This window comes from Micromonospora sp. NPDC049044 (assembly GCF_040649215.1).
Lineage (GTDB): Bacteria > Actinomycetota > Actinomycetes > Mycobacteriales > Micromonosporaceae > Micromonospora.
This window is the reverse complement of the sequence record NZ_JBEZFA010000059.1, coordinates 21962-34527: the sequence shown is the minus strand read 5'-3', so window position 1 is coordinate 34527 and position 12566 is coordinate 21962. Positions and strand designations below refer to the sequence as shown.

7 protein-coding genes are annotated in these 12566 nt (G+C 71.3%); 2 read left to right on the top strand and 5 right to left on the bottom strand.

The window, feature by feature from the left end; all coding sequences use genetic code 11:
- Nucleotides 1-988 precede the first annotated feature (988 nt).
- Nucleotides 989-2872, bottom strand: coding sequence for a Xaa-Pro dipeptidyl-peptidase (locus AB0B85_RS31710; protein WP_357413123.1), 1884 nt, complete (start codon nucleotides 2870-2872; stop codon nucleotides 989-991).
- A gap of 328 nt (nucleotides 2873-3200) precedes the next feature.
- On the opposite strand from AB0B85_RS31710, the gene AB0B85_RS31705 reads away from it, so the two are divergent.
- Complete coding sequence (locus tag AB0B85_RS31705) at nucleotides 3201-6578, top strand: S8 family peptidase (protein ID WP_357413121.1); 3378 nt, start codon at nucleotides 3201-3203, stop codon at nucleotides 6576-6578.
- 58 nt (nucleotides 6579-6636) lie between these two features.
- Here AB0B85_RS31705 and AB0B85_RS31700 read toward each other — a convergent pair whose 3' ends face one another.
- From AB0B85_RS31700 to AB0B85_RS31685, 4 genes are all read right to left on the bottom strand, one after another.
- Nucleotides 6637-7137: a DUF2231 domain-containing protein gene (locus AB0B85_RS31700; protein ID WP_357413119.1), complete on the bottom strand. Its 501-nt coding sequence runs from the start codon at nucleotides 7135-7137 to the stop codon at nucleotides 6637-6639.
- A gap of 61 nt (nucleotides 7138-7198) precedes the next feature.
- Nucleotides 7199-8443: an SGNH/GDSL hydrolase family protein gene (locus AB0B85_RS31695; RefSeq protein ID WP_357413117.1), complete on the bottom strand. Its 1245-nt coding sequence runs from the start codon at nucleotides 8441-8443 to the stop codon at nucleotides 7199-7201.
- 49 nt (nucleotides 8444-8492) lie between these two features.
- Nucleotides 8493-9242 carry a hypothetical protein gene (locus AB0B85_RS31690; protein WP_357413115.1) on the bottom strand — a complete coding sequence of 250 codons (750 nt, stop codon included), beginning with the start codon at nucleotides 9240-9242 and terminating at the stop codon, nucleotides 8493-8495.
- Nucleotides 9243-9285: 43 nt separating this feature from the next.
- Nucleotides 9286-10332: an SEC-C domain-containing protein gene (locus AB0B85_RS31685; RefSeq protein ID WP_357413113.1), complete on the bottom strand. Its 1047-nt coding sequence runs from the start codon at nucleotides 10330-10332 to the stop codon at nucleotides 9286-9288.
- Between the two features lie 117 nt (nucleotides 10333-10449).
- On the opposite strand from AB0B85_RS31685, the gene AB0B85_RS31680 reads away from it, so the two are divergent.
- Entirely contained in the window at nucleotides 10450-12519 is a 2070-nt protein-coding gene (locus AB0B85_RS31680; RefSeq protein ID WP_357413111.1) for a phosphocholine-specific phospholipase C, read from the top strand.
- Nucleotides 12520-12566 lie beyond the last annotated feature (47 nt).

Here is a 12566-nt window from a genome sequence, read left to right as displayed (position 1 = left end):
GAACGCGAGACCAGCAGCGGTCAGAGCGGTCTTACGGATCAGATCGGTACGCATGATGGCGTGCTCCTCTGCATCGGGGGTACGTGGCACACCCCCGGGGGTGGGGGCGGCACACGAGTGCGGGGGGCTCTGCCCGGCGGCCCTGGGGGCCGGCATCGGGACCAGGTGTAACCAAGCGGGGCGGCGGATCATTCCACCGGGGCTCTCGGAGCCCGGGATGCTCTGGAGGATGTAACCGAGGCGGCCCGGTCGGTGTTCCCGGCGACCGCCGCGCACCGGCGACCCGAGGTCGCGGTGCCATGCCCGGTATAACGACCCGGCCCGGCCCCCGATTCCGCCGACCAGGTGGCCTCGGCCACTCGACATAAGGCGCAAACCCGACACGCGACATGGCTGGGGCCGAAGCCCTTGCGATGATCCACTCGCGTTCCGTAAAACTGCGGTATCCCAGTGCCGGTTATAGCCCGACCTCACCAAAGCCGAGTGGATCACGCCTGCTGGCCGCGTGCGGAGTGAGGACATGCGGCGCAATCTGCGCAAACCCGCCCTCATGGGTGACCCATGGGACGCCTGTGGCTCCCTGGGCGTCCGCGCCTGCACTAGCCCGGCCCCCGCGCATCCAGCCCCTGGGCGCAGGAGTCCGGCTGCTGGGCCCGGGCTGCTGGGCCCGGGCTGCCGGGCCCGGGCTGCTGGGCCGGGGCTGCGGCGCCCGGGCAGCCGGGGCCGGGCTGGCCGGGGCCGGGCCGCCGGCCGTCAAGATCGTGCTCGATCCAGGAAAGAGGGCTTTCCGGCGGCGACGAGGCCACTACAACCAGGATCGAGCACGATCTTGCGAAAGATCGGGCACTCCACCCGCACGCCACGACCCGGGATGTGGGCAGCGTGGGCGTGCACGGGCGGCCTCGCATCGTTGGCTGGGGCGGGCCGGACGTGCGGGTGGGGCAGTCCGTGACACCGCGGACTGCCCCACCTGACTGCGTGGACGGGATCAGAACCCGAGGACGCCCCGCCCGCCGACCACCGGCAGTCGCAGTTCGCTGTCGTTCGGTGCCACTCGCAGCTCGGTACCGCCCAACGGCAGGAGGGTGTACTCCTGGTCGCTGGAGAAGACGACCACGCCGATCCGGTGCCCGGCCGGGAAGATGTAGTCCTTCGGCTCCAGGGTCCACCGGTAGTCGTACATCTTGCCCTGTCGCACCTCCGAGGTGCGGGCGGCGTTCTTGCGGTTCTGCGGGTCCATCCAGCCCCGGGTCACCACCGTTGGCGCGGCGGTCGACCCGGCCGGGCCGTAGTCGACGAGGTACGCGGTGAGGTTCGCATCCGGCTTGTTCTCGATCGCCATCCGCAGCCGCATCTCCGGACGTCCGGAGATGCGCACGCTCTGCGTCAGCTCGGGGGAGCGGTAGGCGAGCCGGTTCGCGCTCGCCGTGTCGGGGTTGGCGACAAGCGTGTCCGGGTGGATGGTCCGGCCCTCGTCGACGAAGCTCTGCTCGACAGTGGCCTTCGGCGGCTTGCCCGTGGTGAGCGCCCCCGGGGTGGTGGCGTCGGTGGCGGCGAACCGCAGCCCGACCGTACGCGCGGCGGGGTCGGGCCAGTTGGCGTACGTGGTGTAGGCGCGGTCCTCGCGTTGGAGCACAGCGGTCGGCTCGTCCATGATGCCGTTGCGGACGTTCCACAGCCAGAAGTCGAACCAGCGGTTCTCGGTCTGCTTGTAGGTCCACGTCTGCCCGCTGGGCAGGGTCACCGAGGCGCTGCTGCCCGGGCCGCCGTGCCCGCCCTGGTGCAGCCAGATCTTGCGCGGTACGTCGTGCTTGGCGAGCTGGTCCCACCAGCCGGCGAAGTGCTCGGTCTTCACGTTCCAGTCGTTGAGGCCGTGCACGACGAAGACGCTGGCCGTGACGTTGTCGGCGTCGAGGTAGTCGCGGTCCTGCCAGAACGTCGAGTAGTCGCCGGTGATCCGGTCCTGCTCCTCGGTGATCTTCGCGAGTTCGTCGGCGCACTGCCCCTCGGCGCGTGCCTGCCCGGCGGTGTACTGGGCCAGGATGTCGAGGTCCTCGCCCTGGAACGTGCCGGGCGCGACGACCAGACCGTTCGCCCGGTAGTAGTCGTACCAGCTGCTGATCGCGGAGACCGGCACGATGGTCTTGAGTCCCTTGACTCCGGTGGTGGCGACCTGGTTGGGCAGCGTCCCGTTGTAGGAGACGCCGGTCATGCCGACAGCGCCGGTGGTCCAGCCGGCGGTGACCGGGGCGCCGGTGGCGTCGTACCCCTTGGCCCGGCCGTTGAGCCAGTCGATGACGGCCTTGGTGCCGAGCGTCTCGGCCTGGTCGCCGCTGGTGGGGCAGCCGTCGGAGTCGCCGGTGCCGACGCTCTGTCCGAGCACCACCGCGTACCCGCGGGGCACGTAGTAGTCGTCGAGCGAGCCCGGCAGGTTGGCCTTGGCCTGGGCGCGCTGGGTGCCCACGTCGAGCGCCCGCCGTCCGGAACTGTCGGTCAGACCGTTCTGCGGCAGGTCGTCGACAAGCACGCTGGGGTACGGCACGTCACCCCAGGTGTCCTTGCGGTACGGGCTGTGTTCGAAGATCACCGGCACCTTGAAACCCTGCGTGGCGGTCTCCCGGGGGCGGGAGATGTCGATCGCCACCCGGTCGAGCCGACCGTCGTGGTCGGTGTCCACCGGGGTCTGGACGAACACCCGCTCCTCGATCGCGTCGGCGAGCGAGAACACCGGTTGGGTCATGCCGTCGCTGACCACGATGCCGGTGGGCGTGGTGGTCGTGGGCGGGGCCGCAGTCGCGGTGGAGGCTGCGGCAAGGACCAGAGCGCCGGACACACCGACGCTCAGTAGGGCCAGATGGCGGGGTCGACGCACGCGCGTCTCCCTTCGGTTGGGCTGGTCGCCGGGTGTCGGCAGGGGCCTATCTCGAAGATCCATTCGTCGCCATGCTAGGTGCGGGCCCGGGTCCCGTCGATCCTTTCGGCGGGGGGATGTGCTCGTCATCCACAATGTGCCGTTTTGGCGGAGGGTGGCAATCGAACCGTCATCGAACCGATCCTGGCGGTGACCTGCTGCGGAAATCCCGGCCACACCAGCGGAAAAACCTGTCGGTGAAGGCCTCTGAAGATCACGCGTCCGTGCATATGATCTTGCGGAAAGCCGCCCGAAGAGGCGCTTTCGTCCACATTAGACGAGGAGCAGCATGCTCAGGACAACACGGTGGCTGTTGGCCGTCGCCGTCACGGCCACAACGCTCACCGCCCTACCGGGCGGCGCGGCCACAGCGGGACCCGGTGGCGCGGCCACAGCGGGACCCAGCGGCATCGGGCTGACCGGCCCACCCGCAACCTCGATCGACGGCAGGACGCACACCGTCACCCTGCTGACCGGCGACGTGGTGACCGTCCGCAGCACCGGCTCGGGATGCCCGCACGCCAGCGTCCGGCCGGCCGACGAGAACGCGGTGATCCGCCAGACCTGCGGCCCCGACGGTCACCTGCACGTCATCCCCGCCCGCGTCGCGTCCCAGATCGGCTCGGTCCTCGACCCCGACCTCTTCGACGTCACCACGCTGATCGCCGACGGGTACGACGACGACAACTCCGCCGAGCTGCCGCTCATCGTGCAGCCCGCCACCGCGTCCGCCCGGGTCGCCGCGCTCGGTGACGTACTGCCGCTGCCCAGCATCGGCGCGGTGGCCGGCCGGGTACCCAAGAAGAGCCCGGCCACCGCGAAGCTGGCGACCAACTCGCTGCTCGCCGGCGCCAAGAAGGTCTGGCTGGACCGCAAGGTGCGCGCCACCGCGCTCACCGGCGGCGGGCAGCAGCGCGACCTCGACCGCAACCTGGGGCAGATCTCCGCACCCGAGGCCTGGAAGTCCGGCTACACCGGCGCCGGCGTACGGGTCGCGGTGCTCGACACCGGCGCCGACTTCACCCACCCGGACCTGGTCGGCCGGGTCGTGGACAGGTCCGACTTCACCGCCGAGGGCGGTGACGCCGTCGACCACAACGGCCACGGTACGCACGTCGCGTCGACGATCGCCGGCACCGGCGCGGCAGCGCACGGGCAGCGTCGCGGCGTGGCCCCGGACGCCAAACTGGTGATCGGCAAGGTCCTCGACGACCACGGCTCGGGCGAGGACTCCGGGATCATCGCGGGCATGGAGTGGGCCGCCACCCGGGCCGACGTCATCAACATGAGCCTCGGCGGCAGCGACCCCGACGACGGCAACGACCCGTTGTCGCTCGCCGTCGACGGTCTGAGCAAGCAGACCGGCGTGCTGTTCGTCATCGCCGCCGGCAACAGCGGCGGAGCCATCTCCTCGCCGGGCTCCGCCGCCAGCGCGCTCACCGTCGGCGCGGTGGACCGCGACGACAAGCTCGCCGACTTCTCCAGCCGCGGACCCCTTGTCACAAGCAACGTGGCCAAGCCGGAGCTGGTCGCGCCGGGTGTCGACATCGTCGCCGCGCGGGCCGCCGGCACCAACCTCCAGGACCCGATCGACGAGCACTACGAGGCGATCAGCGGCACCTCCATGGCCAGCCCGCACGTCGCGGGCGCCGCCGCCCTGCTCGCCCAGCGGCACCCGGACTGGACCGGTGCGCAGCTCAAGGCCGCGCTCGTCGGCGCCGCCGACCCGCTTACCGGAGTCGACGCGTACGCCGTCGGTGCCGGCCGGCTCAACGCGGCCCGCGCCCTCGGCGGCCCGACCAGCAACCAGCCGGTGGTCAACCTCGGCACCTTCACGTACCCGCAGTCCGGCGCCAGCGAGGCGAAGCTGAGCTGGACCGGCGCGGCCACCCCGGCGACGACGGTGCTCGACCTCGACGTGACAGTGGTCAACCACGACGGTCAGCCGGTGCCGCGCGCCGCGGCGTCGCTGTCGACGGCCCGGCTGACGCTCAAGCGCGGCTCCACCGCCGAGGCGAGCCTGCGAATCGATCGCGCGGCGCTGGCCAACCGGCCGGGCTTCTACCTGGCCACTGTCACCGCCCGCACCGCCGGCCACAAGCTGGTCGCGACCACGCCGGTGAGCTTCTACGTCGAACAGCCCAGCTATGACCTGACGATCCACACCAGGCCGTTGTCCGGCCTGAAGGACGGCGCGGAGAGCTGGATCAACCTCGCGGTCACCAACCTCACCGACCCGGTGCTCTACTACGGCGGGGCCGGCGGTGCGCCCGGTGACGACTTCACGCTGCGGGTTCCGGCCGGCCGGTACTCGGTGCTCGGCGCCTCCGTCGCCTACTACGTCGACAGCGACGTGCTGGAGACGACGCTCGTCGGCGAGACCGACGTGACAGTCACCGCCAACCGGAACGTGACGCTCGACCCGGCGCGGGCCAAGCCGGTGACCGCGACTGTCGACGGGGTCGCCACCCGGGCCACCAAGACCGATCTCACGAACGTCCAGACGTCGGTGAACGGTCTGTCCTGGTGGAACCAGATCAGCGGGTACGGAACCGCGACGGCCGTCCGCACCTCCGCACTGCCGAAACCCGGCGTCGGATCGCTGCGCAGTTGGGCCGCCGTCAACCTCGACGCCCCGGCCGGCACTGCCAAGCCGTACCGCTACAACCTCGTACACGAGTACCCGAACGGCGTACCGGCCGATCCCGCGTACCGGGTGAACGCCGCCGAGCAGGCGAAACTCGCCCGGATCGAGGAGCGGTTCCACCAGGCCGACTCGGAGGGGATGGTCACCCAACTGATCCGCAACGCCTTCACGCCGGACGGCGTGTGGCTGACGGAGACCCACGAGGGCAACCTGCCGCCGTACCGCACCGACTACCTGTCGCCCGGCTACCTCTGGTCCGACGAGGGCGTCTACGGTGGCCTGTCGGCCCAGGAGGCACCGCGCCGCTACCAGCCGGGCAGCCGGCAGGCCAAGGTCTGGGCGCGGCAGCCGCTGCACTCCGGCTTCTACGACGACCCGGCCGGCGTCGGCTACAGCTGCGCCACCGCGCCGTCGCGGACCCGGGGCAACCTGCACATCGACCTGGTGACCCTCACCGACCAGCACCAGCGGGCCGACTGCCTGCAGGGCAACTCGATCGGCGTGAACCGCAAGCTGTCGTTGTACCGCGACGGCAAGCTTGTCGACGAGCGCAACCTCCCGCTCGCCGACTTCACAGTGCCGCAGCAGATGGCGGACTACCGGCTGACCCTCGACGTCGACACCAGCCTGATCCTGCCGATCTCGACCAAGGTCACCACCTCCTGGACGTTCCGGTCGGCCGGGCCGGACGGCACCGTAAGCGTGCCGTTGCCGCTGCTCGCGGTGGACTACGCGCTGCCCATGGACACCGCCAACCACGTCACCGGCACGACTGCCGAGATGGCCGTCCGGCAGGCGAACGGCGTCAAGGCGCAGCAGGTGACCTCGGTTCAGGCCTGGACCTCGACCGACGACGGCGCCAGTTGGACGTCCGCCCGGGTCACCGCGAGCGGCGACAGCTACCGGGTCGCCCTGCCGAAGGCCACCGCCGGGCAGGCCGTATCGCTGCGGGTGAAGGCCGCCGCGAACGGCGGTAGCGGCATCGACCAGACCATCATCCGGGCGTACAACGCCGGCTGATCGTCACGCCGCTGGTGCGGCCCGGCCCGCGACCGGGCCGCACCAGCAACTCCCGGGGTCACTGCCCCTCCCAGACCACCTTCGCGCCGGAGTCGCCGGTGCGGACCACGTAGTACACCGCGACGCCTGCGGCTATCAGCGACAGCACCTGCAACGCCACGGTCAGCGCCCGACCCGGCCGGGCACCTCCGGTGCTGCTCGCCTCGGCGGCTCGCGGCGGAACGAACCAGACAAGCGCCAGCGCCACGATCGCCAACCCGAGGGTCGCCCAGAGCGTGTTGTCCCCGAACTCCTGGTGCGCCTCGATCTTCGGAACGAACTCGGGGGTGACCCGGTTGGCCGCCCGCATCCGCGCGAAGAAGGCATCTCCGGACTGCGTCGCCAGCAGGGCGGCGACCGGCGCACCCACGGCGAGCAGCCCCAGCACCCAACGGGTGTGCGGCCGGATCGGCGCGACGAGCGCGTAGCCGACGCTCAGCAGGGCCAGCAGCGGGACGAACACCACAGCGGCGTGCACCACCAGAGGGTGGGCGGGGAGGCCCATGAACTCCTCGAACATCGTCGATCTCCTCCGGTGGCGTCTGACGGACGTCGATCGTCCGGGACCGGACGTTATCGGGTCAGCGGTCGCAGCGCAGGACGGCCAGGTCGACGGCGTCCGCCATCGCCTGCATGCCCCTGTCGTTCGGGTGGAGATGATCACCGCTGTCGAACAACGGCTCGAGCCTGCGCGGGTCGTCCGGACTGCGGGTGATCACGTCGAAGTCGACAACGGCGTCGAACACGCCACTGTGCCGGATCCAGTCGTTGACGCTCTGCCGCACTGCCTCACCCGCGTCGTCGTACTCCGGCCAGCCCTGGTACGCCATGACCGTGGCGCCGACGACGCACCGGCCCGCCGCGTGCGCCCGGTCGACCAACTGCCGGTAGCCGGCGGTCAGGTCGTCCACAGTGACACCCGTGTGAGCCTTGATGTCGTTGATGCCCTCGTGGACGACCACGGTGTCGACCCCCGGGTGGGACAGCACGTCGCGGTCGAACCGGCGCAGCGCGGCCGGCCCGGCACCGCCGGCGAGCACCTTGTTACCGGAGATGCCCTCATTCGCCACGCCCCGCACCGGGCTGTCGGGCGCGGCCCGCAGCCGCCGGGCCAGGTAGTCGGGCCAGCGGCGGTTGGTGTCCCTGCCGGAGTTCAACCCGTCGGCGATGGAGTCGCCGAGGACGACCACCGAGCTGACCGCCGTGGACGTCCGCACACTGACGGCGTCCAACCAGTACCAGGACTTCACCGTCGCGGTCCAGTTGGTCGCCGCCTCCTCGGCGGCATGGTCACCCGCGCTGGCGTACGACGTCTGCAGGGCCTCGACGTGCCCGCTGCGCATGCCCAGCGCGCCGATGACGTGGAGACTGACGACGAGGTCGCTCTCCGGGGCCAGCTCGCCGGTCAGCGGGTCGCTCAGGATCATCTCGCCCGCCGCGACGGTGACCGAGGGCTGACCGCCGAACGTCAGCCGCCGGTTGCTGCCCGCGACCAGCTCCGCACCCTGCCGCCGCAACCCCGCGTAGGCGCTGGCGAAGGTGACCGGGTGCTCGCCGAACGCGTTCGTCAGCCGGATCCGCAGGGCGTCCCCGCCGACGCTGGTCCGGACGACGAGCCGGTAGCTGCCCTCGGCCGGCCCGGCACCCAGCCGCTCGGCGCTGGCGGCCCAGGTGACCGCGAAGTGCTGTTGGTCCCGACCCGCCGCCGGCCCGGGGTCCTGGGCCCGAACCAGCGCCGGGGCCGGGTCGTGCCGTGCCCGCTCCAGATGCACGACCAGGGGTACGCAGAGCGCCGCCAGCAGCGCCGCCACGGTTGACGCCGTCACGCGACGGGCCGACCCGGCTTGCATCAACGGGCTCCGGGGAAAGCGGGATTCACCTGAGGCCCTTACCGAAATTGCTGCTCAGGGCGACCCGCGCGGCGCACGGCAGCTCGCCCGGGGCCAACTGGGTGTGCGCCGGCCGCCACAGCTCCGCACCGTTTCCGGTGACCCGGGCCAGCAGGCAGTCGTACTGCGCCGCCCGCAGGGCCACGCCGACCCGGCCGTCCTCTGCGCTCACGTCCACCACGATGGCCGGATCCAGCTTCAGGTCGTCGATCGCCGTACGAACCGCCGTCCCGTCTGGGTCGACGGCCTCCAGAGCGTTCTTCAACCGGTCGTCGACCCCGTCGAGCGACGGGTCCTGGGCAACCTGGAGGGGATCGTTCGGCGGGCACTCGATGTCGTCGTCGCGGCTGTCGTCGCGCGGGCCGAGCTGAAGACGAAAGCAGATCGCCTCGTCCCGTTCGTCGATCACCGAGCCGTCCGCGCCGATCTCCACCCCGTGCCCCGCCACCCGCAGCACCAACGTCACGCCGGTCTGCCAGTGCGTCTCACCGGAGACCTTGAGAACCGCGACGTCGGGGTCCTGGTTCGCCGAGTGCACGTACTTGTCGGCCTGGTAGAGGTGGTCGGCAACGAATCGGGCCTGGACCCGGTCCACCTTCTTCGCGGCGTCGACCACAGCACTGCCGTGGATCGGGTCGTCCCGACTGTGCACATAGCGCCACAGACCGGCACCGACCAACGCCACCACCAGCAGCAGGACGCCGCCGAAGATTCCCCGCCGTTTCCCGTTCAGCACTGACGGATTATGTCGCAACCGGGACGCCGCCGACGCCCCCCGGCTACCGGGAGCGCGGCAGGCAGTCCTTCTTGTACTTGAGGCCCGAGCCGCACCAGCAGGCGTCGTTGCGCTCCGGCGGCCAGGGGATCCGCGCGCTCGGACGGGCCTGCACCTCGGCCGCGTAGCCCGCCCGGACCGCCGCGTCGGTCGGGTCGCCGTCCCGTCTACCGGCGACCGCGTGCAGCCCGTCCACGCTGGCGCGGAACACGCCAAGCCCGGCCTGACCGGCTTCCCGGAGCCGGACCAGCTCCTTCTCCAGCCGGCCGCGGTGCGCGTCCCAGTCCGGCCCGTACACCTCGGTCAGTGCGGGGTGCTCGGCGAGCAGCCGATCCAACTCGGCGCGCGGCCAGAAGAGCAGGTCCGTTCCGGCGTCCCGGCGCTCTCCGGCCCGGCGCACCAGTTGGGCCTCCAGCCGGTCCGCCAGATCGTCCTGCCGATCGTGTGGGAGGTTCAGATTCCGGCGTACCCGGTGCCGCTGTTGCAGGAGGAGGAAGAGCACCCCCGGCGCGTCCGGCGGACCGAGTTCCGCCACCGGGTCGACAGCGGTGATCGCCTGCGCCGGCTTGTCGGCCGCGTTCGCGCGCTCGCCCAGCAGGGTGTCGACCGCCTCGCTCAGCCAGGTCTCGGCGGTCGCCGAACGACCACCCGCGTCCAGCGCGGCGCTCACGTAGGCGGGGGCGTCGGGCTGCCCGAGCAGCAACGGGCGCAGCGCTGTCAACTCCGCCATCGCCTCGTCGTCGCGACCGCCGGCCCGGAACAGGGCCCGGGCCCGCAGCGCCCGGGCGAACCCGGCACGCGGGTCGTCCCCGGACGGGTACGCCGCCAGCGCCTGCTCGGCGTACCGCAGGGCGGCCTCGGGCCGCGCCCGGATCTCGGCGATCTCGGCGGCCAGGGTCAGCGCGTCCCCGGCGTCGTCCGGATCCGCAAGCCGACCCTGCTCGGCCGCCTCGGCGACGTCCGCGGCGACACCGAGCGGGTCGGCCGTCCCGAGCGCCGAGCGGCGCAGTTCGGCGAGGTCAGCCTTGGTGAGTACGTCTCTCGTCGGCACGATCTCACGGTACGTCGGAGGGCTCCCGTCCGGCCCAATTATGGTCATCTGCCGTCAACCCGGCCTCGATAGCGTCCGGTCGCCAGTTTCTCGACCAGGTCGCACAAAGGCGGAGTTATGGGCACGGTAGATCGGCGTACCTTCCTCAAGGCGATGGGTGTCCCCGCGATCGGCGCGGCGCTCCCGCTGGACCTCAGCAAGGCACTCGCCATCCCGGCGAACAACCGGACCGGCACGATCAAGGACGTCGAGCACGTCATCATCCTGATGCAGGAGAACCGCTCCTTCGACCACTACTTCGGCACCATGCGGGGCGTACGCGGCTTCGGTGATCCGCATCCGGCGACACTGCCCTCCGGTAAGGACGTGTGGCACCAGCCCAACGGGTCCGGCGAGCTGCTGCCGTTCCGCCCCGAGGTGCAGGACCTCGGCCAGACCTTCCTGCCGGACCCGCCGCACGGCTGGAACGACGGGCACGCCGCCTGGAACGACGGCCGCTTCGACGGGTGGGTGCCGAACAAGGGCGTCACGGCGATGACCTACCACAACCGCCAGGACCTGCCGTACCACTACGCGCTCGCCGACGCGTTCACCGTCTGCGACAGCTACCACTGCTCGCTGATGGGCCCGACCGACCCGAACCGCTACCACCTGTGGAGCGGCTGGGTCGGCAACGACGGCAAGGGCGGCGGCCCGGTCATCACCAACGCGGAGGCCGGCTACGACTGGTCGACCTACCCGGAGCGGCTGGAGCGCAACGGCATCTCCTGGAAGATCTACCAGGACGTCGGCACCGGCCTCAACGCCGCCGGCTCGTGGGGGTGGACGAACGACCCGTACATCGGCAACTACGGCGACAACTCGCTGCTCTACTTCCACACGTACCAGGACGCGCAGCCCGGCACGCCGCTGGCGGACAGGGCGAAGACCGGTACCGAGATCAGGACCCAGGGCCGGGACCCGGAGGCGCTGCTGGCCGACTTCCGCGCCGACGTCGAGGCGGGACGCCTGCCGGAGGTCTCCTGGATCACCGCACCCGAGGCATACAGCGAGCACCCGAACTGGGGGCCGGCGTTCGGCGCCTGGTACATCTCGCAGGTCATCGACATCCTCGCGGCGAACCCCGAGGTGTGGAGCAAGATGGCGCTCTTCATCACCTACGACGAGGAGGGCGGCTTCTTCGACCACGTGGTCCCGCCGACGCCCCCGCAGAGCCGCGAGCACGGCCAGTCGACGGTGCCGACCACCAACGAGATCTTCCCCGGCGACGCCGACCACCCGGCCGGACCCTACGGCCTCGGCATCCGGGTTCCCATGGTCATCGTCTCGCCGTGGACGCGCGGCGGCTACGTGAACTCGCAGGTCTTCGACCACACCTCGCTGATCAAGTTCCTGGAGGCGCGGTTCGCCGACGGCCGTCCGGACCTGATCGAGAAGAACATCACGCCGTGGCGGCGGGCCGTCGTCGGCGACCTGACCAGCGCCTTCGACTTCCGGCACCCGAACCGCTCGCGAGAGGTCCGGCTGCCCGACACCGACGACTTCAAGCCCGAGGACCTCATCCGGCACCCCGACCAGGTGCCGGTGCCGCCGGTCGACCAGCGCCTGCCCAAGCAGGAACACGGGGTACGCCCGGCGCGGCCCATCCCGTACACCCTGCACGCCGACGCCCGGGTCGACGGCGACTCGCTGCGCATCGACTTCCGCAACGCCGGCGGGGCCGCCGCGGTCTTCCAGGTCCGCCAGGCCGGCAGCGCGGACGCACCGCGCAGCTACACCGTCGAGCCGGGCAAGCACCTGACCGACACCTGGACGATCGGGTCCTCCTACGACCTGTCGGTGCACGGCCCGAACGGCTTCCACCGCCGATTCACCGGCGGCCCAGCCCACCTCGACATCACCCCCTCCTACGAGGAGCGCAACGACAAGGTGGTCCTCACGCTCCGGAACCCCGGATCGAAGCGGGTCGAGGTGACGGTCACGGGCCGGTACAACTCCCGGCCCGTCACGCTGTCGCTGCGCCCGGGTCAGACGGAACGCGCGCACTGGCAGCTCTCCCGCACCCACGGCTGGTACGACCTGACAGTCAGCGTCGCGGGCGACGCCGCCTTCGCCTACCGGTACGCGGGCCACGTCGAGAACGGCAAGGACAGCATCAGCGACCCGGCCCTCGGCGGGCTGGTCTAGGGCGCGTGGTGTCGCGTCACCCGGGGCGTGGTCCTGCCCGGGTGACG

Excerpts from the sequence above, each read along its gene's own strand:
- AB0B85_RS31705 (WP_357413121.1), top strand. The coding sequence starts at position 3,201 with ATGCTCAGGACAACACGGTGGCTGTTGGCCGTCGCCGTCACGGCCACA.
- AB0B85_RS31680 (WP_357413111.1), top strand. The coding sequence starts at position 10,450 with ATGGGCACGGTAGATCGGCGTACCTTCCTCAAGGCGATGGGTGTCCCC.
- AB0B85_RS31700 (WP_357413119.1), bottom strand. The coding sequence starts at position 7,137 with ATGTTCGAGGAGTTCATGGGCCTCCCCGCCCACCCTCTGGTGGTGCAC.